The organism is Pontibacter sp. JAM-7 (assembly GCF_048548695.2).
Taxonomy (GTDB): domain Bacteria; phylum Pseudomonadota; class Gammaproteobacteria; order Pseudomonadales; family Balneatricaceae; genus Neptuniibacter.
Genome location: NZ_JBLYIF020000007.1, coordinates 72,890 through 98,988, shown reverse-complemented (window position 1 = coordinate 98,988; position 26,099 = coordinate 72,890). Strand labels below are relative to the sequence as shown.

Below are 26,099 nucleotides of genomic sequence, written 5' to 3'. Positions count from 1 at the left end.
CTCCCGCGATTAGTGGTTGTGACCGGATTCGAATTCGCTTTTTTGCAGCTGGGCCTTGAGCACGAATCCGCCTTTGGCCACATAGCGTTCACCCGCGTCGAGGCCCGCCAATATCTCCACCGCGTCGCTGTCACCGCGACCGAGCTTGGCCGGACGGGGTTCCCAGCTGCCGTCGTGCTGAACGAATATTGTGGGTTGGCCCTCCAGGTCGATAACGGCGGTCCTGGGTGCCACGACCGCGGCGGGAAATTCACCCAGAGTAATTTGGCCTTCAATGAACATCCCCGGCTTCCAGTCATTGTCAGGATTGGCCAGGAAGACCCGCGCCAGGCCTGTGCGGGTGGCCTCGTCTACCAGCGGCGCCACATAGTCCAGGCTGGTCTCCACGGGTGCGGGGCCATGGCTGGTGGTGATTCGCACCGGCTGTCCGGTTTTTACCAGCGGCACCTGCTTGGGATAGAGGGCAATATCCACCCACAGGGTGGACAGGTTCGCGACGACAAAAGCGGTATCGTCGGGCGCCAGGTGTTCTCCCAGGGTGACGTGGCGTTTGATAACCACGCCGTCGATCAGGGATTTCAGCTGAAAGCGGGACAGTGTCTCGGAACTCTCGGCCACGGCGAGCACATCGCCGGCCTTGACCCGGTCACCGGTTTTTGCCTGTACCTCGACGATCTTTGCCGCAAAGCGGGGCGTGATATGGGCCACGGCCTCCTCGTTGAGTTTCACCTCGCCGGGCAGCGAGACCTGTTGGCGAATCACACCGGCTTCAGCAGTGGCGATTTCACCACCAAAGTCCCGTAGCAGGTCGGCGCTAAAAGTCAGCTCGGGCTCTTCGTCTTCATGGCCTTCATGACCGGCTTCTTCGGCATGGTCGCCTTCATCTTCAGCGTGATCTTCCCCGGCATGTTCCTCTTCCGAGTGGTGCTTTTCATCTGCGTGCTGAGCCCCTTCTTCGGTGTGAGCGGCTTGATCCGATGGGGCGGCGATTGCGCTTTGAGATGCCATGGCAGCAAGCAGCAAGCCGCTCATTAAATAATTCAGTAACTTGTTCATTGTGATTCATCCTGTGGCGAAAGAGACCCTTCATCATCGATGCTGTCCAGTGTGGGCAGACGCAGATTGGACCGGAAATCATTGGCCCCGTCGGTGGGGTAGAGTGATAGGCGCTCCCCGGTAAGCGGCTGGCCGGTCAAGGTCTCCAGGGTGATAAGGGTTTGGTGAAAATCGGTGGCGGCGGCAACCGCCTCGGTTTCGAAGGACAGCAACTGGCGCCGGGCTTCCACCAGTTCCAGATAGGAAAAACGCCCGTCGCCGTAGCCTTCCTGAATCAGCGCCAGTGCCTGCTGTGCCTCGGGCAGTATCTGCTCACGTAACAGGGTAACCCGCTCGCGAGCCTGTTCCAGTTGGGCGAAGGCATTGCGCAGTTCCGTAAAAACCTTCACCCGGGTGGCTTTCTCTTCGAGATCCAGTTTCGCCAGATCCTCCCGCGCGGCCCTGATGTCGCCCTGGTTGCGGTTAGAGACGCCAAGAGGCATGGAAAACGAAAAAACCACACCCGTATCGCCGGTGCCTTCGACCCGCCTGATACCCGCGCCGACTTCGATGTCCTGTCGGCCCCGGGCAATGGCCAGGTCCAGTTCGGCCTTACGCAGTCTTTCCAGGGTCATAAACCGTTGCAGCTGCGGCGCCTGTTCTAGCTGGCGCTGGACGCTGGCAAACTCAGGCGTCGGCGCTAGCGCGAAGAGTTCGGCCTCTACATCACCAAAATCCGCCGAGGTTTCCCCCCACAGACTCGCGAGGCGCCGCTTAGCATTGCCCAGGCGCACGGTGAGATTGCTCACCGCCAGCTTGGCCTGCATCAAGTCCGTGCGGGCGCGGCTCAGTTCCGCCCGACTGGCGCTGCCTGCGTCAAACCGTCTTTGGGCGACCTTTTCTGCGGTGCTGGTAAAGTCCACGACTTGCCGGGCAAAGGCCAGCAGGCGCTGGGTTTGCGCCACTTCCAGGTAGCGGCTGGCCGCCGCCGACAGTGCGTCGAGGCGGGCCAGTTCGTAATCGCGCTCGACGGTTTGGCGACGCCACTGGCCGACATCCCGGCGCAGAGGGCGCTTGCCGCCCATCTCAATGACCTGGCTAAGCGCCAGGGTGGTTTCCATGGCGTCGGTGCCCGAGAACTCGCCGTTACCGGCGATATTCTCGACGTCGAGAGAGACCTGTGGGTTGGGTCGGAACCCGGCCTGGAGAACCCGCGCCTCGGCCGCGCGAATATCGTAGGGATACATCGCCAATTCGGGGTTATCACTGAGGACCCGTGCGAAGGCCTCGGGTAGGGTCAGTGTTGCCGGGTCGCGGTCAGCGGCCTGGATAAGCCCAGATAAGCTTACCAGCGCGCCGCAAATTAGCAGGCGTGTTGTCCGGATCATCAGGCTTCGGCCCGAATCCGGGGACAAACGGAATAGCATGAACATGAATTACCTCACGTAAAGATTTTAGAAAAATCCTGGCGCCGGTCGAGGACCGGAAAGTGAGGTTAGGCTATGGGCGGACGGAGGATCGCAGCGATGGGGGGAGAGGGGTGATCGACGGTATAGGTTAGCGTGACCTGGTTGGATGAGGCAGTCGGCAGCGTGGGCAGCTGCATGGACAGCAGCATATGAGAGCCATGGCAATGACAGGAGTGGCAATGGCTGGGCGGCGTGTTGTGGTCTGATCCCGGTGACGGGTCTGTCGCTTGGGTTGAACCGTCGCCCCCGGACATATCCGCCAACTCATGGGGTTGGTGATCCGAATGGATGGGCAATACATCAGCGGCGATGGATAGTGATTGCACTACCATCAATACCGCAAACAGTATTAGCGTCCAGTTTTTTGCCATTCGGTTATCTAGCGACTCGGTTAGAAGGAGATCCGAAGTCTAACATAAGTCAAGGTTCGATCAACTCAGGCCATTGTCCGAAATAGAGTTTCGCCAGCTGGGGGGGTAGGTTGCCCAAAGGCTGGTCTCGTTTTTTTTGGTTTGGACCTTGTACATCGCATCCGACTAGTTGCGACGATCTTTTTGTCATGTGTTCCATCATTTGGTAGCTGTATCAAACCCCTCGTGGAGGGAACCGATCAGCGGGCAGGTGACATTGTCCTTCTGCGTACAACATTCCTCGACGAGTTGGTCGAGCACGCCTTCAATTTGCTGAAGGCTGCGGATCTTGTCTCGCACGTTGCCCAGCTTGCGCTCGCCCAGTGCTTTGGCCTCGTCGCAATGGGTGCCGTCTTCGAGTTTCAGCAGTTCTCCGATTTCCTCCAGACTGAATCCCAGCCATCGTGCCCTGCGGATGAATCGAAGCCGTGCCAGCGCGACGTCGTCGTAGCGGCGAATCCCGCCTAAGGGCTTTTTTGGCTCCGTCATCAGCCCCAGCCGTTGGTAGTAGCGAATGGTTTCGACGTTTATCTCTGCGGCCTTGGCCAGACTGCCGATGGTCATGGAGGTGGATTTAGAACCGGACACGATGCTTGACTCCGTAGTCAACTACGGAGATAAGCTTGCCACAGTGGTGAATGAAACAACAGGAGATTTGTCCATGCCTGCATCCAATTCAGGACGCGGTTCGTTGCTTGCCGGGGGTGTCGCAGCCTTGCTGGCCTCTGCCTGTTGCCTGGGACCGCTGGTGTTGGTGGTGCTGGGGTTTTCCGGCGCCTGGATCGGCAATTTAACCGCATTGGAACCCTACCGTCCCTGGTTTCTGGGCGCCGCCCTGGTGGCCATGGTGTTGGCCTGGCGCCAGATATACCGGCCGGCCAGGGCTTGTGAACCCGGCGATGTGTGCGCTGCACCCAGGGTGCATGGCGCTTACAAAGCCGCCTTCTGGTTCGTAGCGTTGTTGATCGCCATCGCCGCGGTGTTCCCCTATGTCCTACCCCTGTTTTACTGAGAGGTCCGCAACATGAAAAAGTCCTTACTTGTGAGTTCACTGTTTGCCCTGTTCAGTTTACCCCTCTGGGGTGCGGAGCAGACCGTCACGCTGGATGTGCCCGGTATGACCTGCGCCGCCTGTCCGATCACCGTCAAGACCGCGCTCAACCGGGTCGAGGGTGTCAGGCAGGTCGATGTCAGCTTCGAGCGGCGCGAAGCCAGGGTCACCTTCGAGGACACGCAAACCTCCGTCGCAACGTTGATTGAAGCCACGGCCAACGCCGGTTATCCATCCACCCTCAAACAAGGCTCGACGGATCAGAAGTAATGAGATTGTAGGGTAATTTTCGGATAGGAAATTTTGATGAGTGAAGCGCAAGCAATACACATTGCTGTTATCGGTACCGGCGGTGCCGCCATGGCCGCGGCATTGAAAGCGACGGAACGCGGCGCCCGGATAACCGTGATCGAGCGAGACACCATTGGTGGCACCTGCGTGAATACCGGATGCATACCGTCGAAGACCCTAATCCGAGCGGCGCATATCGCTCACCTTCGAAGCAATAGCCCCTTTGACGATGGGCTCGGCGCCCGGGCACCGCTCGTAGATCGTGCCAGACTGCTGGAACAACAGCAAGGATTGGTAGAAGCGCTGCGCGAGGCTAAATATGCCCGTATTCTACGTGACAATCCGGCCATTACCCTGATCCAGGGAACAGCGCAATTCGTGGCGGCCAATTCGCTCGCCGTGACCACCCCGGAGGGCGAAGTGCGGCGGATCGAATTTGATCGGGCCTTTATCGGCACGGGTGCGCGGCCGGCGATCACACCCATTCGGGGGTTGGCCGATACGCCGTATCTGACTTCCACCTCCGCCTTGTCGCTTCCCGTCATCCCGAACTGCCTGTTGGTGATCGGGGGATCAGCGGTGGCATTGGAGCTTGCCCAGGCCTTTGCGCGGCTGGGCAGTCAGGTAACCATCCTGGCGCGTAGCCGACTGCTTTCCCGTGACGATCCGGCTGTAGGCGATGCCATTCGGAAGGCATTTGAGCAGGAAGGCATTCGGGTATTGCTGCGGACCCAGGCCAGCGGGGTCGATTACGCCGATGGCGAGTTCATACTGGACACCAGCGCGGGTGAACTGCGAGCAGAGCAGTTGTTGATCGCCACTGGACGCACACCCAATACTGAACGGTTGGGTCTGGAACAGATTGGCGTGAAGACAGTGCGTGGCGCGATTCAGGTGGATGGGCGAATGCAAACCAACGTGCCAGGCATCTATGCAGCGGGCGATTGCACCGACCAACCGCAGTTCGTCTATGTGGCCGCCGCCGGAGGCAGCCGGGCCGGGGTCAACATGACCGGTGGCGAGGCCATGCTCGATCTCAGTGCCATGCCTGCGGTGATTTTTACCGATCCGCAGGTGGCGACTGTTGGCTTGACGGAAGAACGGGCGACCACGCAGGGGTTGCAGGTTGATACCCGCGTGCTCGATCTGGCCAGTGTGCCGCGCGCCTTGGTGAATTTCGACACCGCCGGCTTTATCAAGATGGTGGCCGATCGCGACTCGGGGCGGCTGCTGGGCGTGCAGGCGGTTGCCGCCGAAGCTGGAGAGCTGATCCAGACGGCGGTCATGGCGATGCGGGCCAATATGACCGTGCAGGAATTGGCTGAAGAGCTGTTTCCCTACCTGACCATGGTGGAAGGGCTCAAACTCTGCGCCCAGACTTTTACAAAGGACGTGACTCAATTGTCCTGTTGCGCCGGGTAAGGCTGCGTTCCCGGCTCAGTCGGAATGCCTGATCAGGCGCGGCAGCCAGCGCAGATACGCCACCATGCCGAACAACTCGACCAGGGACTGGAACACAATGACAACGATGGCGACACGCCAGGGCTCCGGCAGTGACAGCGCCAGCGGCAGCATGACGAAGGAGTTGCGGGTACCAAAGCTGAAGGTGAGGGTGCGGCCGATAGTGGGCGTGAACCCGAATAGCTCACTGAGCCCCTTGCCGATAATGGCGGCGGCAACCAGGTAAAGCACAAAAACCACAAGCGCCGACCACAGCAGGGCGCCATTGTCGATCACCAGGCTGACTTGGGAGCCGGCAATTAGAAACACCACCAATGCCAGCAACGGCACGGGCAGCCACCCAAGCCAGTCCACCAGTGTTTGCGCGCGTGGGTGTTTTTCCGTCAACCGTTCGGTAATCCAGGCCAGGATCAGTGGGGTGACAATCAATCCGAAGAAAGCTGGCAGCAAATGGCTGGCGATCGCCAGCTCAATGGCGATATTGCCCATGAAAAGCCAGATATAAACGGGTAGCATAATGAGCTGGACAATCAGCAGGATCGGCGCAGCCGCGATGGCCCGGGCGCCGTCCCCACCGCCAAGATGGGTAAAACTGATAAACCAGTCCGTACAGGGCACCAGCAGTACCAGCAGTACGCCGAGACGAATAGCGGGATCATCCGGTAACAGCCACAACAGAAGACCAACGACCACCGGTATCAGGATAAAATTGCCCGTCAGCAAAGCGGCCAGAAAGCGGCGATCACGAAATGCCGACCTGAGATGTATCAGTGGTACCTGAGTGAAAGTGGTATACAGAAGAACACCTAGGGCCGGCCAAAGCAACACTTCCCAATGACGGGTCTGCTCTGGTGACATCCAGCCGATGGCCATGCCGACCAGGATGGCAACCAGATAAATCCAGACCTGATATCGCTCCAGTTGTTCGCGCATTTAAAGCTGTTCCTGCTGTTTTTCGAGGGCACGATAGTATCATTGGTGCGCAATGAGCTCCCGGGACACGCCCTAAGGGTTTCGGCAGACTCATCGAAAGGACTGAAATCTCTTTAGGCGGTGTCGGGAGAGATACGGTAAAATGGCCAGTGCCAGCATTTCACCTTTTTGCCGGCTAGTAGAGGGGAGGGTGTCCCTAAAGGGTTGTTGGTTTTTCCCCAGTTTGGCAGGTTCTGACCCTGTTGAGCGGGGTCACGGATGTAAGGTTAGTAGAACCTAAAGAAGCTGGTCAATTGCTCATGGACATACTGAGATATTTCGAGAGGGTAGAAAGCTATAGTCTTTAGCTTTGGTAATAGGTGTGGTGTAGCTTGAAATGTTTATTAGAAGGCATGCTTTAGATTTCTTCACATTACTCAGATTTGTATCCCAGTTGTATCCCAGAATTTCTATCTAGGTTGTGGGGTATAAAATAATCCGTTGCGTTTATGTAAGGGGGGGATGGTACCAGAGGCCGGACTCGAACCGGCACACCATTGCTGGCGGGAGATTTTGAATCTCCTGTGTCTACCAATTTCACCACTCTGGCACTGCTTAGATTTTACTATTTTCCCTTGGGATACAAAATCGCTTGAGAATTTTGAATCCCCTGTGTCTACCAATTTCACCACGCTGGCACGGTGTGAGCTGCGTATTATAGAAACCTTGCGAGCTGCGTCAATCTATCCGTACAGATAAAGTTAAAAAAAATGTAACAGGCGCAACATGATCTATCTCTCTGTTGGCTGCGTAGGCAGTTTTTAGACATGTGTTGTAGAGGAGTGTCTAAGTACTAAATCAAAACAATGAGGATAAAATCATGATGTTTAAAGGATTTAAACTCAGCTGCCGGAGGGATGTCGGTGCGGCAGCACTAATGCTAGCTATGGCTTCAATTGCTCATGCAGGTCATACCAACACGGTTCTGACCACTGATTTGTGGGGCGGTGAAGAGGTCAATAATGATGCAGCTGACAACCGTATAGCAGGTGACCCCAATGGGCGTGGTGAAGCTTATGTGTTTGGCATAGATGGTGATCCGCTAACACTCTGTTATGTACTAACCGTGGATAAGATTCAGACCGTGCCGGTTGCTGAAGGCATGGCGGCACACATTCACTTTGGCCAACGCGGCGAGAACGGTCCGCCTATTGCGTTTCTTGCCGGTCCTGAAGATGGCAATGCCGCTGATTGTCTGACTGAAGGCGAACCAGGTAAGTTTGAGGGGCCTGCAGGTATTGTGCAGACCATTCTGGAAAACCCCGAAGATTACTACATCAATGTGCATAACCTGGAATATCCGGGTGGTGCGATTCGTGGTCAGTTGCGCTATCAGGACCCCCACGACCATTAATCTGTAATGTTTCTGCCGGGCTCTTGCCAAATGCCATGGAGTTTTAGAGTCCGGCCTTTTCGCTCTTTCTGTAACCTCCCCATTTTGCATCTGCTGCAACTGAAAAAGTTCTGTCCATGCGGTACAATGCGCGCCCTGATTATGAGCTTGAGTGTGACTACCCATGCAGGTGGCTGATTTTAATTTTGACTTGCCTGAAGAGCTAATTGCCAGTTTCCCGCTGGAGCAGCGCAGTGCCAGTCGTCTGTTATGTCTTGATGGCCCATCCGGCGGTATCACCCACGGCCAGTTTACGGATCTGTTACACCAGATCGAGCCGGGTGACCTGATGATTTTTAATGATACCCGCGTGATCCCGGCACGTCTGTTTGGCCAAAAAACCAGCGGAGGCAAGATCGAGATGCTGGTGGAACGGGTGCTGGACGAACATCGGGCTCTGGCGCATATTCGCGCCAGTCGTTCACCGAAACCGGGTACCGAATTGATACTCGAAGGCGGCATTCAGGCGGAGGTGGTTGCCCGTCATGATAATCTGTTTGAGTTGCGTTTCGCTGGCAGTGATAACCTAGTGAGTCTGCTGGAAAATCATGGCCATATGCCACTACCGCCGTATATCAAGCGAGAAGATCAGTTGTCTGATCGCGAGCGGTATCAGACAGTTTATAACCGGAAGCCGGGTGCCGTGGCAGCCCCCACAGCGGGTTTGCACTTTGATCAAGCCATGCTGGCTGAACTGGATGCCCGAGGTGTGCAGCGGGCATTTGTTACCCTGCATGTTGGTGCTGGCACGTTTCAACCGGTAAAGGTTGATGCTATCGATGAGCACCGCATGCATGCGGAGTATATTGAAGTGAGCGAGGCCGTTTGCGAGCAGGTACGCGCAACACAGGCGGCGGGTAAGCGGGTGATCGCAGTGGGCACAACCAGTGTTCGCTGCCTGGAAACCGCAAGTCAGAGTGGTCAGATCGAAGCCTATTTCGGTGATACCGATATCTTTATTTATCCCGGTTACCAATTTCGCAGCGTTGATGCTCTGGTAACCAATTTCCACCTGCCTCAGTCCACTCTGCTGATGCTGGTCAGTGCTTTTGCTGGCATGCAGCCGGTTAAGGCCGCGTATGAGGCTGCCGTGGCCGAGCGGTATCGATTTTTTAGTTATGGCGATGCCATGTTTATGACCCGCAACGATGCCGTGCCGGGTTGTTATCGCAATGAGAGTTCCCGATGAGCAGAACCTGTTTTATGCAATTTGAACAACTGGCCTCAGATGGTAAAGCCCGGCGTGGTCGTCTGGATTTTCCGCGTGGTAGCGTGGCAACCCCGGCATTTATGCCGGTGGGCACCTACGGCACGGTAAAAGGCATGTTGCCCCGGGATATTGAAGCCACAGGTGCTCAGATTATTCTTGGTAACACCTTCCATCTGATGTTGCGTCCGGGAACCGAGATCGTGCAGCAGCACGGTGACCTGCATAATTTTATGCAATGGCAGGGACCGATCCTGACAGATTCTGGTGGGTTTCAGGTCTTCAGTCTGGGCAAGATGCGTAAGATCACTGAAGAGGGGGTATCGTTCCAGTCTCCGGTGGATGGCAGTAAGGTATTTCTCAGCCCTGAGCGTTCGATGGAGGTGCAGCGAGAACTGGGGTCTGACATTGTCATGATCTTTGATGAGTGTACCCCTTATCCGGCGACGGAGCAGGAAGCCGCTGATTCCATGCGGCTGTCGCTGCGTTGGGCCGAGCGCTCTAAAGTGGCACATGGTGATAATCCTTCAGCGCTGTTTGGTATCGTGCAGGGCGGCATGTATCCGGCATTGCGTAATGAGTCCATGACAGGGTTGAGCAAGATTGGTTTTGATGGCTATGCCATTGGCGGCCTGTCTGTGGGTGAACCCAAGGATGAGATGATAAAGGTGCTGGACCACCTGACTGGGCAAATGCCGCAGGATAAACCTCGTTATCTGATGGGGGTAGGTAAGCCGGAAGATATTGTCGAAGCGGTACGCCGCGGTGTGGATATGTTTGACTGTGTTATACCCACCCGCAATGCCCGTAATGGTTTTTTGTTTACCCGTAACGGGGTGGTGAAAATCCGGAACTCTGTGCATAAAACCGACCCTGCATCACTGGACCCGGAGTGCGGCTGTTATACCTGTCAAAACTTCACTCGTAGTTATTTACACCACCTGGACAAGTGCAAGGAAATTCTCGGCGCACAACTCAATACCATCCATAACCTTCATTATTATCAGGAGCTTATGGCCGGTTTGCGTCAGGCAATTGAACAGGGTACATTGAGCGCCTTTGTCGATGACTTTTATCAGCGGCGGGGGCTTGAAACCCCGGCAATTGACGCCATATAACAATCAGATTTTTACTTTCTTTCAGGAGTAGCCATGAGCTTCTTTATTTCTCCCGCCTTCGCTGAAGGCGCAGCTTCAGCGCCCGATACAGGCATGTTTAACCTGCTTTTCCTTGTTGGTTTTGGTCTGATCTTTTATTTCTTCATGTGGCGCCCACAGGCAAAACGTGCCAAAGAGCATAAAAATCTGCTGGCCGGCCTGAACAAGGGTGACGAAGTGATTACTGCCGGTGGTTTGCTAGGCAAGGTAGTAAACCTGAGTGATGACTATGTGGTTCTGGAAGTGTGTGAAGGCACTCAGTTGACGTTCCAGAAAACCCACGTCTCTGCCGCGGTACCTAAAGGCACGCTGAAAAGCATCTAAGCCTAAAAAGTAACGCCACTGGGTTTCTCAGTGGCGTTTTTCGTTTCTGACAGGGACCGGCGGTCATGCTCAATAAATACCCCTTATGGAAAAATTTGCTCATCATTACGGTGCTGTTGATTGGTGGGCTATACGCTGCGCCAAACATCTATCCTGAAGATTACGCCATTCAAATCACAGGCACCCGTGAAGTGCATGAGGTTGATGCTGCTTTGATGGAGCGGATCAGCCAGACGCTGGCCCAGCAGGGTATTGTGGTGAAATCTTCCGAGCTGGAAAACGGCAGTGGCTTGATCCGCTTTGTTGACAGTGATGCGCAACTGGCGGCGAAAGCTTCTATGCATCAGGTAGTTGGCGATGATTATGTGGTCGCGCTTAATCTGGCACCTACCACACCCGACTGGTTAACCTCTATTGGTGCCGGGCCTATGAAACTTGGTCTGGACCTGCGCGGTGGTGTTCACTTCTTGCTGGAAGTTGATCTGCCTAAAGCGGTTGATCAGAAACTGGAAAACTACGCTTCTGAGATCAAAGGCAAGTTGCGCGAAGAGAAGCTGCGTTATCGTACCCTGGACATTGAAAGCAGCACCATGTGGGTGAAGTTCGGCGATGCTTCAGTAAGGGAAGAAGCGTTAGATGTGCTGGCTAAAGAGTATCCGAGCTTTCTGGTTAGCGCCGCAGACCGTGACGAGAGCTTTTATGTCACGGTTGCCCTGTCTGAGCAGGCGATCCGGGATATCGAAACCTATGCCATTAAACAGAATCTGACCACCCTGCGTAACCGTGTTAATGAGCTGGGTGTAGCTGAGCCGCTGGTACAGCGTCAGGGTCGCAACCGGATTGTGGTTCAGTTACCGGGTATTCAGGATACTGCTGCGGCAAAACGTATTATTGGTAAAACTGCGACTCTGGAGTTCCGACTGGAAGCCAAGTCGGGCACCAGCTCGGCCCGTAGTGAACTGCATAGCTTCCGTAGCGACCCTGAGCGTCGGGCCACGCTGGAAAAAGATATCATCATCAAAGGTGACAATGTGGCCAATGCCCAGGCCTCCTTCGATGAAAATGGCCAGCCACAGGTCAATATTACCCTGGATTCCAAGGGTGGTGATCTGATGGCGCGCACCACGAAAGGCGCGGTTCAGCGCCGGATGGCGGTGTTGTTTGTCGAAGATAAAGAGCGCACTGTTTATAAAAAAGTGGATGGTGAGCAGGTCGCGGAAAAGATCCGCTATCAGGAAAAAGGCATTATCTCGCTGGCGACGATTCAGTCAGTGCTGGGCAGTCAATTCCGTATTACCGGCCTGGACGGTGCGGGAGAGTCATCTGAACTGGCACTGCTGTTGCGCGCCGGTGCCCTGGCAGCGCCGATCTACTTTGTAGAAGAGCGCACGGTTGGTCCAAGCCTGGGGGCGCAAAATATCGCAACCGGCGTACTGTCTGTGCAGATAGGTTTTGCTTTGGTATTGGTATTCATGTTCGTCTACTACCGGGTATTTGGTCTGATGGCGAACATCGCGCTAACACTTAACCTGGTACTGCTGGTAGCCGTGATGTCTATGCTGTCCGCTACCCTGACGTTGCCGGGTATTGCCGGGATCGTGCTGACAGTGGGTATGGCGGTGGATGCCAACGTACTGATCTTCTCGCGTATACGGGAAGAGTTGAAAAACGGCCTGCCACCGCAGTCGGCGATTCATGCAGGCTTTGGTCGTGCCTTTACCACAATTCTCGACGCTAACGTCACCACCTTGATAGCGGCAGTGATTCTGTTTGCCATGGGAACTGGCCCGGTGAAAGGTTTTGCTATCACCCTGTCGGTGGGTATTCTGACGTCTATGTTCACCGCGATTCTGGTGACCCGTTCACTGGTGAATCTGGTGTATGGCGGTCGTCAGATCAAGAAGCTGTCAATCTGAGGAACTGCTGATGTCTATGTCTAAGATTTACAACTTCATGGGGTTCCGCAAGGCGGCAACAGCGCTATCAGGTTTGCTGCTGGTTATCTCTATTGCGTCTCTGGCCATTAATGGTCTTAAGTTTGGTCTGGATTTCACCGGCGGTAGTCTGGTGGAGATCGGTTATGAGCAGGCCCCGGATCTGAATCAGATTCGTGATCAGCTTAAGCAGGTGGGCTATAACGATGCCGTGGTGCAGACCTTTGGTACCCCGACAGATATCCTGATTCGGCTGGGTCAGGATCATGATCCGAAACTGGGTGATAAAGTGCTTGCTACGTTGCAGGAGGGGCAGGAGCAAAGCCTTGAACTGCGTCGTAATGAGTTCGTTGGTGCTCAGGTGGGTGAAGAGCTGCGGGAGCAGGGTGGGCTTGGCATGCTGCTGGCCCTGTTTATGATCATGGTATACGTTGCATTACGTTTCCAGATCAAGTTTTCCGTTGGTGCCGTAGCAGCACTGGTGCATGACGTATTGATTGTGCTCGGCTTCTTCTCGGTACTGCAGGTAGATTTCGATCTGACCGTGCTGGCTGCAGTGCTGGCGGTAATCGGTTACTCGCTTAACGACACCATCGTTGTGGCGGACCGTATACGCGAAAACTTCCGTATTATGCGCAAGGGGTCGCCAACCGAGATCATGAACACCTCGCTGTCACAGACCCTGGGTCGTACCCTGGTCACCTCTTTGACAACCATACTGGTGCTGGTGGCGTTGTTCGTATTCGGTGGTGAAATGATCCACGGTTTTGCTACGGCATTATTGGTGGGTGTGCTGGTGGGTACATATTCTTCCATCTATGTGGCGGCTAACGTGATGCTGATGATGGGCATCTGTAAAGAAGACCTGATGCCGCCGGAAGAGAAAGAAGAAACGGTGGATGAACTGCCCTGATGACATGGATAAAGGCTGGCGTTGCCAGCCTTTAACTTTTCCCCTAAGTACCCATCAGAATTCTAGTTTGTCGATATGGTTCTAAAGTGCCGGATTGGCCAGATCCGCCTCGTTATTTAGCCTCTTGTTAACGCTCTGCCCTCGACCGCCTTTCAAGAAACCCTGATAATTACGCGTCTTTTTTTTCGGTTCCGCTTAGGAGTTGCCAATGCATACGATACTGCTCGGCCTGATAGTGCTGGCATTTGTCTTGATTGTGCTTGAGGATGTGATTCATCTTAATAAAGCCAAGTCTACGCTGTTTATTGGCACTCTGGTTTGGATCCTGGCGTTTGTCTTCCCGGAACACAGCGTTGAGCATATTCAGGAAGGGCTGAATGAAAATCTGCTCGACATTGCGACGCTGTGGTTGTTTCTGATGGCAGCCATGACCTTCGTGGCTTATCTCAACCAGCAGGGCCTGATTACCCAGCTGGTCTATCGTCTGCTGCCGGGCCGCCTGACCCTGCGCAAATTAATGATTTTGATGTCGTTGCTGGCGCTGCTGTTCTCTTCGTTGGCAGATAACATCACCGCATCTCTGATTATGCTGTCATTGCTGTCTTCGTTGCAGCTTGATCAGAAAACAGTGCTTAAATTTGCCACTTTGATTGTGTTTGCAGTCAACTCAGGTGGTGTGTCCTTGATCACCGGTGATGTCACCACACTGATGATCTTCCTGGCGGGTAAAGTCAGCATTACAGATCTATTCTTGCTGGTTATTCCTGCAGTGTCGGGGGTTATGGTATTGGCGCTGTTGCTGATGTGGGGTGCCAATGAAGAGGTTCAGCTGCCTAAGTTTAAGCGCCCGATTGCTACAGGGGATAAATTTATTGCCCTGCTGTTTTTGCTGACCATTCTGAGCACTCTGTTTATGAGTGTGGCGTTCTCGGTACCACCGGTACTGACATTCCTGTTTGGCTTGTCGCTGATGTTTATGGTGCACCGTTTTATCTATCGCAGTGAGAAAAAGCCTAATGTGTTGGAGTATGTGCGGGAAATAGAATTCGATACCCTGCTGTTTTTCCTCGGGGTTTTGCTGCTGGTCGGTATGCTCAAAGAGCTATCGGTACTGGATTATCTGCCCCAACTCTATAGCTTAATGCCGGTGTATATGGCCAACTTTATCGTCGGCATTCTGTCAGCACTGGTGGATAACGTGCCACTGACCGCGGCGATTCTGAAATCAGGCATTGAAATGACCACGGCTGACTGGCTGGGTTTGACCTATGCTGTGGGTGTGGGTGGTTCTATACTGGTGATAGGGTCGGCGGCCGGTGTGATTGCGCTGAGTAAACTACAGCAATTGACCTTTATTACCTATCTGCGTTTTGTCCATTGGCTGCTGGTGGCTTATACCCTGGGCTATATTGCGGTGATGCTGTTCAGCCGCCTCTCAAGTTAAAGACGGCAATTAAATTACCCCTTGCCCTAGTATTGGCTTATCATCAATTGATAAGTTACTGAATCAAAAAGGGCGAGGGCAAAAGCCTTCGTCCATCGCGCGCGCGAAGGAATCCCCGCACATTATGAGTAAAGATTGGCTGCAAAATGATCCCCATGCTTCAACAGAAGCTGAAAAGTATGATAATCCGGTACCCAGTCGGGAGTATATCCTGCGCTTTATGCAGGATTGGGGGAAGCCGATTAGCCATGGCCAGCTGTGCCACGAAATGGGGGTGCACGCAGAAGCCAGTCAAGAAGCTGTCTCCTATCGCCTGCGTGCCATGTGCCGTGATGGACAGCTGATCAGTAATCGTAATAACGAGTTTGGCTTGGTGGACAAGATGTCCCTGATTAAGGGACGGGTGATTGGTCACCGGGATGGTTTTGGTTTTGTTAAGCCGGATGAAGGCGGTAACGACCTGAAGCTGAGTCCACGTCAGATGCGTCAGGTGTTTGATGGTGACCGTGTGATGGTGCAGGAGATCAATGTCGATCCCAAGGGCCGTCGCGAAGGCAAGATTATCGAAGTGATGGAGCGTAATACCCGCAAACTGGTCGGTCGGTTTCAGGGTGAAAACGGGTTTGGTTACCTGCGTCCGGAAAACCAGCGGATTACCCAGCAGATCATTATCGCACCAGATCCGGAGCAGTCGCTTAGCTATAAAGATGGTCAGTTAGTGGTAGCAGAACTGATGCTGCAGCCGGGTAAGCGTCAGATGCCGCAAGCCAAGGTGGTGGAAGTTCTGGGTGATCATATGGCCCCGGGGATGGAAATCACCGTGGCTATACACAATTACGGTATCCCGAATGAATGGCCCGATGAAGTACGCCAGGAGATTGGCGAACTCAGTGCTGAAGTCGAAGAAACAGCCAAACAGAATCGGGTCGATCTGCGCCAGCTTCCCCTGGTGACCATTGATGGTGAAGATGCCAAGGACTTTGATGATGCGGTTTATGCCGAGGCAAAACGCGGTGGTGGCTGGCGTTTATGGGTCGCCATTGCTGATGTGTCCTGGTATGTAAGACCCGGCAGTGCACTGGATCATGAAGCCATGAACCGTGCTAACTCAACTTACTTCCCCGAATATGTTGTCCCCATGTTGCCGGAGCTGCTGTCTAACGGCCTCTGTTCGCTCAACCCGCAGGTAGATCGTCTGGCGATGGTATGTGAAATGACCGTGAGCGCCTCAGGCAATCTGTCCGGTTACCAGTTTTATGAAGCCGTGATCAGTTCCCATGCTCGTCTGACCTACAACAAAGTCGGCGAAATGTTGATGGACCCGGACAGTGATGAGGGTCAGCGTTTGCGTCAGGAGTACGCGCCGCTGGTGCCGCATCTGGAAGATCTGTACAACCTGTACTTTGCCTTACGCGGTGCGCGTGAGGCCCGCGGTGCTATTGATTTTGAAACCACAGAAACCCGGATGCTGTTTAGTGAACAGCGCAAGATTGAACAGATTATCCCGGTTCAGCGGAATGATGCTCACAAGCTGATTGAAGAATGTATGCTGTGTGCAAACGTGGCGACTGCGCGTTTTCTCAGTAAGCTGAAAAAACCCGCGCTGTATCGTGTGCATGAAGGACCGAAAGCGCAAAAGCTGGAGAATCTGCGGGCTTACCTGGGTGAGCTGGGGCTTAACCTGCCAGGTGGGGAAAAACCGGAGCCGTTACATTATCAGGAGCTGGCAGAACATATTCATGATCGACCTGACCAGCACTTAATTCAGACCATGATGCTGCGCTCAATGCAGCAGGCGGTTTACTCGCCGGATAATCAAGGCCACTTTGGCCTGGCTTATCCCGCGTATACTCATTTTACGTCTCCCATCCGGCGCTACCCAGACCTGATAGTGCATCGCTTGATTCGCAGTGCCTTGCACAGCGGCGTGCAGGATGCGGGTTTGCTGCAGCCTGATGGTTTTGTTGCCAATTCTGCCTTCCATTGTAATTACAGCATGGAGCAGATGCTGCAATTGGGTGAACACTGCTCTATGACTGAGCGGCGCTCGGATGATGCGACCCGGGATGTGGTGTCTTGGCTGAAATGTGAATATATGCAAGACCACGTTGGCGATGAGTTTAATGGGGTGATTGCTGCGGTCACTGGCTTTGGTGTGTTTGTTGAGCTGGATGAGCTGTATGTTGAGGGCTTGGTGCATATTTCTGCGCTGCCAGGAGACTATTATGTCTTTGATCAGGCGAAGCAGCGTTTGGTGGGTGAGCGTACCCGCAAGGTATACAAGCTTGGTGATCGTCTCAAGGTAAAAGTGCTGCGCGTCGATCTGGATGATCGAAAAATCGATTTTGATCTGGTTGAAGTGACTGCCGTCAGAAAGAAAAGTACCCGCCAGATGTTGGCCGAGGGCAAGCTGACGGGGGCGGAAAAAGGCACTAAGAAGCAGGGTGGTGCAACCCAAAACCGCAGCAAACGGACAAACGGTAAAAAAGAATCTGGTTCGGCGCGCGCTAAACCGGGTTCGCAACGGGAAGCGCTACTCAACCCGCGAAAAAAAAAAGGCTGATCAGCTGGGTCAGCAGCAAACTACCCAAAAGGAAAAAAACCTGAAAAAGGTTTCGGGCAAAGCTACGCGTAAAAAAGAGCTGTCGCCGGCCGAGCTGGAACAGATGCAGTACACCACACCTGCACCGGGAAAAAGCAAGAAAGCCAAGCAGCGAAATAGCAGCAAACGCTCCAAACCCAGGCAATAACAGCTAGGTGGTTGGCCGTTGCTAATACACAACAGCCACCCCATCAGCCTGATTTCAGTTTTTGGTCACCAGGATGGAAATTTCATCCGTACTGGTCAGGCCCAGGTCGTCAGTGACAGTGAGCTGGAACACCAATACCTTGCTTTTCGCTTTGCCTTTCAGTCTTGGTGCGCTGAAGGTCACTCTGGACTGGTTATCGGCGCTTAAGATCACCGTACTGCTAGAGGTTTGCAGCCATTGATAGCTGACGATGGAACCATCGCTATCCATTGAATCACTGGCATCCAGTAATACCGTTGATCCCTGTTTAACCGTTTGGTTGGTCCCAGCGTTGGCAGCAGGCGCTTGATTCGCCTGCAGGAAGACTGTCACCGTGTCGCTGCTGCTCAGGCCGTGTTCATCGGTCACTGTCAGGGAGAAAGTAAGGGTGGCGGCTTCGCCAGCTGCAAGGATCGGCGTGGTGAACGTTGGCTGTGAACTACTGCTGTCGCTCAGGCTGACCAATGGGCCTTGGATCTGTTGCCATAGGTAGCTGATGCTGTCGCCATCGGGGTCCTGACTGAGGCTGCCGTCCAGTATTGCCAGACTGTTCTGCGAGAGGGTTTGGTCACTGCCTGCAGCGGCCAAGGGAGCCTGGTTGTCGCTCACGCTGATGGTGATCGTATCGCTGTCGGTCAGGCCATTTTCATCAGTCACGGTTAACTGAAATACCAGGTCACCGCCCATGGGTGGTGAAGTAAAGCTGGTGCTGGCATTATCCGGGCTGTCCAGGCTCACAGCAGTGCCTGATAACTGCTGCCAGTGATAAGAAATGATGGCGGTGTCATTATCGTAGGAGGCGCTGCCGTCCAGATAAACCTGCAGGCTTTGGTCCACCGCCTGATCAGCGCCGGCCTCGGCAACCGGCGTCAGGTTGCTGATATGGAACACCATGTTGTCGCTGTCGCTCAGACCTGAATCGTCAGTGACAGTAAGCCGGAAAACCAGGCTGGTGCTGGTGTCGGGAGAGAGCTCGGGTGCTGAAAAGCCTGCAACACCCGGTTCGGGGTCCTCATTTAAAGTGACAGGAGTGCCGGACAGTTGTTCCCATTGATAGTCGGTAATAGTGCCGTCGCTGTCATAGGAGTCTGAACTGAACAGGTAATAATAACCACCGCTGTGGCCTGAGCGGTCTGCTCCGGCTTCGGCAACAGGGGGTAAGTTGCTGACTGCGATCAGCACACTGTCGCTGTGTTTCTGGCCGGTATCATCGGTAACCGTCAATCTGAATTCCAGTTCAAGTGTGCTACCCGCCGGTACAGCGGGCGCGGTAAAGCTTTCCACGCCGGGGGCGACGGGGGTGAAACTGACCGATTCTCCAGCGGTTTGTGTCCAGTTGTAGTCGAGTAAGGTGCCGTCCGAATCGTAAGAGTCGCTGCCATCCAGATATACTGTGCTGTTCATCGCTACCATCTGATCGTCACCGGCGATGGCTACGGGAGGCTCACCGAGTGCAGGGTTCTGGCCGTTCATTACCACCAGACCGTAGTTGTAGTTGGCCACCGCTACGTCGGGCAAGCCATCGCCGTTGATGTCTCCAACAGCCATGCCCTGGCGGTTGTAGTGGCTGGCATAGGGTTGACTGAAAAGCTGTTCGTCCAGCAGTCTGCCGCCATTGGTTTGGGCATAGACCCCTAAGCGGTACCAGCCACCATGCAGCACCAGAAGGTCATCTTTATTATCCAGGTCCATATCGGCAACAAGGATAGTTTCCGGAACATCATAACTGTTCAGTACGGTAGCTGATTCCAGGCCACCTTTATTGTCCTGATAAAAGATACCGATTTTGGCAGTGGGCTGATTACCGCCAAAGGAAACGGCGATATCGTTACGGCCATCATTGTCCAGATCACCTATGGTTACTCCTTTGGTCAGCTCATTCCCGCCCAAGTCGTGATGGGTTTCCGGTTGAAAGCTGCCATCACTGTTCCCTCGGATGACCGTCAGGTTGTCATAGGCATAGCCGGATCCGCTCATCAGAACAATGTCGTTGTTGCCATCGTTATTGATGTCTCCCAAGGCCATGTCGGAATAGTTGTCATTGCCGGTGGCCAATACATAAGGGCTTGGCGTAATGGTGCCGTTGTTCTGATAAAACAGGGCGGTTTCTGTTCTATAGCTCCCCACAATATCATCCAGTCCGTCAGCATTGAGGTCGGCCGCTTTTAAATGGTAGGAGTAGGGGGTACTAATACTAGAATCTAGCACCATCTCTCCGGTTTCTGACTGCAGGAAAATCTCGATGGAGGTGCCTTCCACACCCACACAGAGGTCGGCCAGGCCGTCGCCGTTAAAGTCTCCGGTGGCCAGAGAGTCCGGGCGGTAGGTATAGCCTGCATTCAGGGGAAGGGTGATCTGGGGTGCCAGCTCACCGGCTTCGTCCTGATAAAATAGCTTCAGCGTATAGTCATTGGCTTCGTCAAAATAATAGGAGGTGGTCAACGCCACGTCCTGTCTGCCGTCATTGTTTAAATCGGCAATCACCACGGCTTCGGGCCAGGAGCCGGTGGTTATGGTGTAATAGTTCTGGAAATTGATGTCGGCCTGGGCTTGTGGATACAGGCAAAACAGCGTGATGGCGGAGGCGGCGAATTGCCGGCTGAAACAGGTCATTGGATCCTTCCTTTATTTGACACAGTGGCAGTTTCGCAGTTTAGCATGGCTGTACGTTTGTATTATGAAAGCTGTAAGTAAAGCAGTAACAGTTTTCAAACGCCCGTTGGCTAGCCGGTTAAAACTGTATAGAGTAGGCCATAAATGATGACACAGACAAACAGCAGGGCTTTCCAGCCGGGTGGGGCTGATACCTGGGAAAAGGCCAGGCGATAGCAGGCGGCTGCGGACAGGCCCAGACTGAGGCCGGCGAGGTCGTCTATGGGGCGATTTTGGCCCAGTAATATCTGGCTCAGGGCAATCGCTAATGTGATAAATAAACAGCACAAATAGATCCAGCGTCGGTGTTGTGCTGGTATTCCGGTCGTAAAAATGACGGCCAACATGACGCACAGGCCGCCAATAAGCGAGATACGTGTGCCGGAAAAATTGTCAGTATCTGCGACACCGGGCTGGGGTGTTTCTATGGTAAACATGATATTCAGTGCTTGATCAGCAGCAAAGAGCAGTAGCAGGATCAGTAGAAACCAGATGGCGTTGCCGGGGCTTCGAGGTAGCAGGTTAAGGCATACAATCAGGGTCGCTCCAATGACGAATTCTGGGTCTGCTAAACCTGTTAGCCAGAGCATGATGTCGACGCTCCAGTCAGGTATCAGCTGTGTTAGAGAGATGACTGTCTGCTGCCATTGTTGCAGCAAGGGGTTGAGCTGTAGGAAAGCGCAGGCAAGAAACAACAGCAGGCTGGAAATCAACATAAACCAGGCCCCAAGTTGTTCCTGCGCTATCGGTATCCTGTGGGTAGCTCTTGCCACTGCACCGTCAGGTTGTAGTGCTCTGTGGATAGGGGGTAATAACAGCAGGCCGATGAAAAACGGTAACAGTAATAGGGTGAGATCAAGCCAGTATGGTGGTAACAGGTTACTGCCATAGCCGAGCATATAACCAGGTAGAAGGTAAATCGGCGACCAGAGCAGGGCCGAGAGCAGATTGACACCAACAAACAGGGTCGGGGGCATACGGCACATGCCGGCGACAAACGGCATCACAGGCCGGATCGGGCCGATAAAACGCCCCAGCACCACACTCACGACACCATAACGCTGAAAGTACTGCTGGCTGTTCCCCACCCAGTTTGGATGTTGTTGAACCAGTCGGAATCGCAGAATGGTTGGTGCAGCATAGCGGCCACAGAAATAACTGAAGATATCTCCGGTGGCTGCCCCCAGGAATCCAGCCAGCAGCAGCAGGTTGAGGCTCACCATTTGGTGCCCCGCTGCTGACGTCAGTGCCAGTAATATGGCGATACCGGGTACCACTATGCCAATAAAAGCCAGGGACTCCAGCAAGCAGACCAGCGCCACAATGACCAGTAGGGTGCTGGGTGTAGTGGCAAAATTCAGTAAACTATCGATCACCAGTTACATTCTCATACGCTTAAGCATTGATTGCATACCCCTCGAAAATCACTATCAGGAATTAACATGCTGATAGGGGTTGGCTTTGTTATAATCGCCGCCGTTACTTGCCTGCGGGAATCCCAGATGAAAGAGATTATTCTGCTTACAATTTCCGGTGAAGATAAACCCGGTGTCACTTCTGCCATGACCAGTATTCTGGCGGAGTATCACTTGAACATCCTTGATATCGGGCAGGCGGTAATTCATAACACCCTTTCATTAGGTATTCTGGTTGAGGTGACTCGCCAGGCAGAGTCCTCACCTATGCTCAGGGATGTGCTGTTCAAAGCCCACGAGCTGAATATGAATATCCGCTTTCAGCCAATTGAGGTCGACAGTTACAGCCACTGGGTTGAAGGTCAGGGCAAGTCCCGCCATATCATTACTTTGTTGTCCCGCAAACTGAGCGCGCATCATATTGCTACGGTTACTCGTATCGCTGCAAGCCATGGTTTGAATATAGATAATATCAGTCGCTTGTCAGGGCGTATCAGTCTTGATGAGGGGCCAAGTCAGACCAAGGCCTGTGTTGAATTTTCAGTACGGGGAGCACCGAAAGATACCGCAGCCCTGAGGGCCGAATTTCTTAAGGCTGCCAGTGATCTGGACGTGGATATTGCCTTTCAGGAAGACAATATTTATCGCCGCAACCGCCGCCTGGTTGTGTTTGATATGGACTCCACACTGATTGAAGCGGAAGTCATTGATGAGCTGGCTAAAGAGGCCGGGGTGGGTGAGCAGGTTGCCGAAATCACTGAAGCGGCAATGCGAGGTGATATCGACTTCAATGAGAGCTTTCGTCGCCGTATGGCGTTACTGAAAGGTCTGGATGTCAGTGTGCTGGAATCTATAGCAGAGCGCCTCCCGCTGACTGAGGGTGCTGAGGAACTGGTCTCTAACCTGAAAGCACTGGGTTTTAAGACCGCGATTCTTTCAGGAGGCTTTACCTATTTTGCCGAGCGATTGCAAAAACGCCTAGGCTTTGACTATGTCTATGCCAATGAGTTGGATGTACAGGATGGCAAGGTCACCGGGGAAGTGAAGGGCAACATCGTTAACGGTGAACGTAAGGCTGAATTGCTACGCAGTATTGCTGAAAAAGAGGGCATTCAGCTGGAGCAGACCATTGCCGTGGGTGATGGTGCGAATGACCTGCCGATGCTGTCTATTGCCGGGTTGGGGATCGCCTTCCGTGCTAAGCCGCTGGTCAGGCAGAGTGCCAAACAATCCATCAGCACTCTGGGACTGGATGGCATTCTTTATCTGATAGGCTTCCGGGACCGGGATACTCTGGATGGCGACAAATAACAGCGGTCAGCCCTGTTCAAAGAAATCATAATCCATGGTTGTTTTTGGTGGTTGCAGGTAGAAGCCTTGAATAAAGTCGACCCCGGCTTTCCAGAGTTTGCACATGACTTGAGTGTCTTCGACCATTGGTGCGATGACTTTTTTCTCTTGCGCTCGCAGCTTATCAACGGTGTCTTTAAAGCTGGTATCGAAGCTGTTGTTTTCCTGCAAGTCTCGGATGTATGAACCATCCAGTTTGACATAGTGTGACTTGACCCGCTTTAGGATCTCTCTGGAGTTTGGTGCACTACCGAAGTGTTTAATACACACTTGGCAGCTCATATTCGCCAGTTCCTGAGTGAATTGTCGAATCGACTGAATATCCAGGCCGATATCTGTTTCACTAATCTGGAAAATTAAGCTGTTGGCACTGAGCTGGTGTTCTCGTAGTCGTTCCGCCAACCAAACCAGGGTTTCCGGATGCACCATGGTTTTGTGACTCAGGCTGATGGCCAGGCGTTGCTGGTTTTTGGAGCCAGAGTGCTTCAGCGCTGTCAGACTTTGCTCAATCACCCAGCGGTCGATAGCCACTTTCAGTTCTGGGTCATTGATACGTTGCATCAGCCCACTGGGCGACAACGATTTATTGCGTCCATCAATAAAGCGCAACAGAACTTCATAGTACTCGACCCCGCTGGGGTTAGAATTCATCTCGACAATGGGCTGAAACATCAGTTGCAGGCTGTTTTCGCGCACTAGTATCCAGAGTTTGTCAGTCAAACTGCTATTATCCTGGTTGTGCTTTTCCAGCCGTGGGGTGACTAAGCCAATGGCGTCACCTTTTTCGCTGCTGCTCAGTTGACGGGCCATATCTGCGGCCTGCTGCAGGGCTTCTTCTTTACCCGGCGCATTATCATTGATCGGAGAGACGCTGACCGAACAGCTGGTGTTGAGGGTTGTGTCGCCAAATTCGACTTCACAGCGGCGAATTTCACGACGCAGTTTTTTCGCCAACTGCATGGCTTTGTCGGTACTGGAGTCGAAAAAAATCAGCGCGAATGTGTCGTTGTCCGGTCGAGCGATCAGGTGGACCCGGTTAATCATCTTTTGCAGTAGCTGAGCCACTGTGCGAATCATCTGTTCGGTAGCTTCCTCGCCATGTTGCTGTTCTACCGCTTGATAATTATCGAGACAGAGATACAGCAGATGACAGTCGTGGCCGCCATCCAAAGCCTTGTGGATTACATAACCCAGTTCTTTGCTTAAATAGCTTTGGTTATAGAGTCCGGACAGGTAATCGATACCTTCATGCAGGATGTTTTCGGTGACAATATTTTTGGCATGCAGGGTTGCTTGCAGGGTAAGTTGGTCCTGCAGGCGTAGTTTTTTCAATACTATACGACAGTTCAGCTCGCTTTTATCGGCGCGTTCTACCGGCAGGTTGATGCAGTATTCAAAGCTGTCGCTATTTTCAAAATTGCGCAACAACGTAGAGAATTCACGACGGTTGCCTTTGCTTATCAGGCTGCTGAAGTTTTCGTTTTCCAGCTCTTGTGGTTCAAGATAACCTAAGAAATCCAGTAAGCTGGCATTGGTAGAACTGATACGCCCTTCGCGGCAAAGCAGAATGGGTTGAGATGACTCGTTGATCAACTGACGAATGTTTTCCTCGCAATCACTTAAGTCCGCCTGCGCCTTACGGAGTTGCTTGCGATTATGCAGATGCTGAAGCTCGCGTTGAATTAAATGCAGTGCCAGGCTGTCATTATCCTGGGGAATGATGCAGTCGGGTTGTTGTTGCAGTGCGGTATCCAAAATATCAGGATGCATGCTGTCAACCAGCTTGATCACCGGGATATCTCTGTTTCGCTCCTGCAGGGCGTTATGCAGCTCATCAAGGCTGATTTCTGCCGTAGACTCATCGATTAGCAATAGATCCCATGAGCGTTCACTCAGTGCTGCTGTCAGGCTGCTGAGGTCGGCGACATCACGGCCGCGGGGAGACATTCTTACCGAGCGCAGCAGGTTAAGTATACGGGCGGAGTGTTCAGTTGAAATGCCAACAAACAGTACTTGGATATCTTTGTTCAGGCGTTGGCTGCGGCGAGCGTTGGTACTGAATTGTTCCAGTTTTTGTTTGGCTTCAAACAATGCGGTTAACATGAAAACGCAACTCCTGAGCTTGGTCTGGCGGGTGTTTTCGGGCTACTGCAACGCCAGCGTATCTTATTATTATATGTTTCAATACAGTGCTATGCCCTCTTTACAGTATATCTGTTCTCGGTACGCTGACCCAGCTTTGCAACAGACTTCCTGTATGCAGCAGTGTGCAATCAATATTCAGTGTGTGTAAGCCCCTATACAACTGAGCCTTGAGGGGGTGTTTAGTCTGGTAACAAGCCGATGATGTGGTGTGTCTGCCGTCCGGTATTGGTGTCAGTCGCACATTGCGTTGCAATGACTCGAACCTCTGGCGGTTCTCATCAATGGAGTCTTTCAATAGTTCGGAGATAGGTTGAAGTATGAAGAATTGGCTGGGGTAGGAGGATTCGAACCTCCGCATACTGGAATCAGAATCCAGTGCCTTACCGCTTGGCGATACCCCAGTAGCCGGGCTGTGCTAATGACTCACGTGCAAATGGTGGCAATAGCGGGACTCGAACCTGCGACCCTCGCATTATGAATGCGATGCTCTAACCAACTGAGCTATATTGCCACGCAGGAAGTGGCTGGGGTAGCAGGATTCGAACCTGCGCATGACGGGATCAAAACCCGTTGCCTTACCGCTTGGCTATACCCCAGCATTATCCGAAACATGGTGGCAATAGCGGGACTCGAACCTGCGACCCTCGCATTATGAATGCGATGCTCTAACCAACTGAGCTATATTGC

The 26,099-nt window shown here is 53.3% G+C and carries 20 protein-coding genes and 5 tRNA genes; 12 read left to right on the top strand and 13 right to left on the bottom strand.

Translation table 11 applies throughout. The annotated features are described in order from the left end of the window. Window positions 1-9: 9 nt before the first annotated feature. From ACFVYJ_RS10815 to merR, 4 genes are all read right to left on the bottom strand, one after another. A complete protein-coding gene (locus ACFVYJ_RS10815; protein ID WP_348432080.1) occupies window positions 10-1,056 on the bottom strand; it encodes an efflux RND transporter periplasmic adaptor subunit in 1,047 nt (348 codons plus the stop codon). Further along, window positions 1,053-2,468, bottom strand: a complete 1,416-nt coding sequence (locus tag ACFVYJ_RS10810; protein ID WP_419414973.1) for a TolC family protein — start codon at window positions 2,466-2,468, stop codon at window positions 1,053-1,055. The genes ACFVYJ_RS10815 and ACFVYJ_RS10810 overlap by 4 nt, the downstream gene beginning before the upstream one ends. Before the next feature lie 62 nt (window positions 2,469-2,530). Continuing rightward, window positions 2,531-2,875, bottom strand: a complete 345-nt coding sequence (locus tag ACFVYJ_RS10805; protein ID WP_419414974.1) for a hypothetical protein — start codon at window positions 2,873-2,875, stop codon at window positions 2,531-2,533. Between the two features lie 198 nt (window positions 2,876-3,073). Then, window positions 3,074-3,502: an Hg(II)-responsive transcriptional regulator gene (gene merR / locus ACFVYJ_RS10800; protein ID WP_431603795.1), complete on the bottom strand. Its 429-nt coding sequence runs from the start codon at window positions 3,500-3,502 to the stop codon at window positions 3,074-3,076. 73 nt (window positions 3,503-3,575) lie between these two features. Between merR and merT the strand changes: the two genes are divergently transcribed. The 3 genes from merT to merA are packed head-to-tail and all read left to right on the top strand — an operon-like array spanning window position 3,576 to window position 5,678. Beyond that, window positions 3,576-3,926, top strand: coding sequence for a mercuric ion transporter MerT (gene merT / locus ACFVYJ_RS10795; RefSeq protein WP_419414975.1), 351 nt, complete (start codon window positions 3,576-3,578; stop codon window positions 3,924-3,926). 12 nt (window positions 3,927-3,938) lie between these two features. Continuing rightward, window positions 3,939-4,235 carry a mercury resistance system periplasmic binding protein MerP gene (gene merP, locus ACFVYJ_RS10790; RefSeq protein ID WP_348680366.1) on the top strand — a complete coding sequence of 99 codons (297 nt, stop codon included), beginning with the start codon at window positions 3,939-3,941 and terminating at the stop codon, window positions 4,233-4,235. 36 nt (window positions 4,236-4,271) lie between these two features. Continuing rightward, a complete protein-coding gene (merA, locus tag ACFVYJ_RS10785) occupies window positions 4,272-5,678 on the top strand; it encodes a mercury(II) reductase (RefSeq protein ID WP_419414976.1) in 1,407 nt (468 codons plus the stop codon). Window positions 5,679-5,693: 15 nt separating this feature from the next. Here merA and ACFVYJ_RS10780 read toward each other — a convergent pair whose 3' ends face one another. Beyond that, window positions 5,694-6,650, bottom strand: a complete 957-nt coding sequence (locus ACFVYJ_RS10780; RefSeq protein ID WP_419414977.1) for an arsenic resistance protein — start codon at window positions 6,648-6,650, stop codon at window positions 5,694-5,696. 502 nt (window positions 6,651-7,152) lie between these two features. Continuing rightward, window positions 7,153-7,239, bottom strand: a tRNA-Leu gene (locus ACFVYJ_RS10775). 270 nt (window positions 7,240-7,509) lie between these two features. On the opposite strand from ACFVYJ_RS10775, the gene ACFVYJ_RS10770 reads away from it, so the two are divergent. The 8 genes from ACFVYJ_RS10770 to rnr all read left to right on the top strand — a co-directional run bounded on the left by ACFVYJ_RS10770 (window position 7,510) and on the right by rnr (window position 17,624). Further along, entirely contained in the window at window positions 7,510-8,043 is a 534-nt protein-coding gene (locus ACFVYJ_RS10770) for a CHRD domain-containing protein (RefSeq protein ID WP_419414978.1), read from the top strand. A gap of 163 nt (window positions 8,044-8,206) precedes the next feature. Beyond that, window positions 8,207-9,271, top strand: coding sequence for a tRNA preQ1(34) S-adenosylmethionine ribosyltransferase-isomerase QueA (queA, locus tag ACFVYJ_RS10765; protein ID WP_419414979.1), 1,065 nt, complete (start codon window positions 8,207-8,209; stop codon window positions 9,269-9,271). Beyond that, window positions 9,268-10,407 (top strand): tRNA guanosine(34) transglycosylase Tgt, encoded by a 1,140-nt coding sequence (tgt, locus tag ACFVYJ_RS10760; protein WP_419414980.1) that lies wholly within the window; start codon window positions 9,268-9,270, stop codon window positions 10,405-10,407. The genes queA and tgt overlap by 4 nt, the downstream gene beginning before the upstream one ends. 33 nt (window positions 10,408-10,440) lie before the next feature. Then, window positions 10,441-10,770 (top strand): preprotein translocase subunit YajC, encoded by a 330-nt coding sequence (gene yajC, locus ACFVYJ_RS10755; protein WP_419414981.1) that lies wholly within the window; start codon window positions 10,441-10,443, stop codon window positions 10,768-10,770. A 65-nt stretch (window positions 10,771-10,835) separates the two neighbouring features. Then, the gene (gene secD, locus ACFVYJ_RS10750) at window positions 10,836-12,686 is read left to right on the top strand and encodes a protein translocase subunit SecD (RefSeq protein ID WP_419414982.1); all 1,851 of its coding nucleotides are present in this window, start codon (window positions 10,836-10,838) and stop codon (window positions 12,684-12,686) included. A 10-nt stretch (window positions 12,687-12,696) separates the two neighbouring features. Continuing rightward, window positions 12,697-13,617 carry a protein translocase subunit SecF gene (gene secF / locus ACFVYJ_RS10745; RefSeq protein WP_419414983.1) on the top strand — a complete coding sequence of 307 codons (921 nt, stop codon included), beginning with the start codon at window positions 12,697-12,699 and terminating at the stop codon, window positions 13,615-13,617. A 208-nt stretch (window positions 13,618-13,825) separates the two neighbouring features. Next, on the top strand, window positions 13,826-15,061 hold the full coding sequence (nhaD, locus tag ACFVYJ_RS10740; protein ID WP_419414984.1) for a sodium:proton antiporter NhaD: 1,236 nt from the start codon (window positions 13,826-13,828) through the stop codon (window positions 15,059-15,061). 124 nt (window positions 15,062-15,185) lie between these two features. Further along, window positions 15,186-17,624 carry a ribonuclease R gene (gene rnr, locus ACFVYJ_RS10735; RefSeq protein ID WP_419414985.1) on the top strand — a complete coding sequence of 813 codons (2,439 nt, stop codon included), beginning with the start codon at window positions 15,186-15,188 and terminating at the stop codon, window positions 17,622-17,624. A 241-nt stretch (window positions 17,625-17,865) separates the two neighbouring features. Here rnr and ACFVYJ_RS10730 read toward each other — a convergent pair whose 3' ends face one another. Continuing rightward, a complete protein-coding gene (locus tag ACFVYJ_RS10730; RefSeq protein WP_419414986.1) occupies window positions 17,866-20,463 on the bottom strand; it encodes a PKD domain-containing protein in 2,598 nt (865 codons plus the stop codon). 110 nt (window positions 20,464-20,573) lie between these two features. Then, a complete protein-coding gene (locus ACFVYJ_RS10725) occupies window positions 20,574-21,878 on the bottom strand; it encodes a DedA family protein (protein WP_419414987.1) in 1,305 nt (434 codons plus the stop codon). A 126-nt stretch (window positions 21,879-22,004) separates the two neighbouring features. Here ACFVYJ_RS10725 and serB point away from each other — a divergent pair, with 126 nt between their 5' ends. Then, entirely contained in the window at window positions 22,005-23,228 is a 1,224-nt protein-coding gene (gene serB, locus ACFVYJ_RS10720) for a phosphoserine phosphatase SerB (protein WP_419414988.1), read from the top strand. Window positions 23,229-23,234: 6 nt separating this feature from the next. Here serB and ACFVYJ_RS10715 read toward each other — a convergent pair whose 3' ends face one another. The 5 genes from ACFVYJ_RS10715 to ACFVYJ_RS10695 form a co-directional block, all read right to left on the bottom strand. Next, entirely contained in the window at window positions 23,235-25,370 is a 2,136-nt protein-coding gene (locus ACFVYJ_RS10715; protein ID WP_419414989.1) for an EAL domain-containing protein, read from the bottom strand. Between the two features lie 368 nt (window positions 25,371-25,738). After that, window positions 25,739-25,813: transfer RNA gene (locus ACFVYJ_RS10710), tRNA-Gln, on the bottom strand. Window positions 25,814-25,846: 33 nt separating this feature from the next. Beyond that, window positions 25,847-25,923, bottom strand: a tRNA-Met gene (locus ACFVYJ_RS10705). Window positions 25,924-25,933: 10 nt separating this feature from the next. Then, window positions 25,934-26,008: transfer RNA gene (locus ACFVYJ_RS10700), tRNA-Gln, on the bottom strand. Between the two features lie 15 nt (window positions 26,009-26,023). Next, window positions 26,024-26,099 (bottom strand) — tRNA-Met (locus ACFVYJ_RS10695).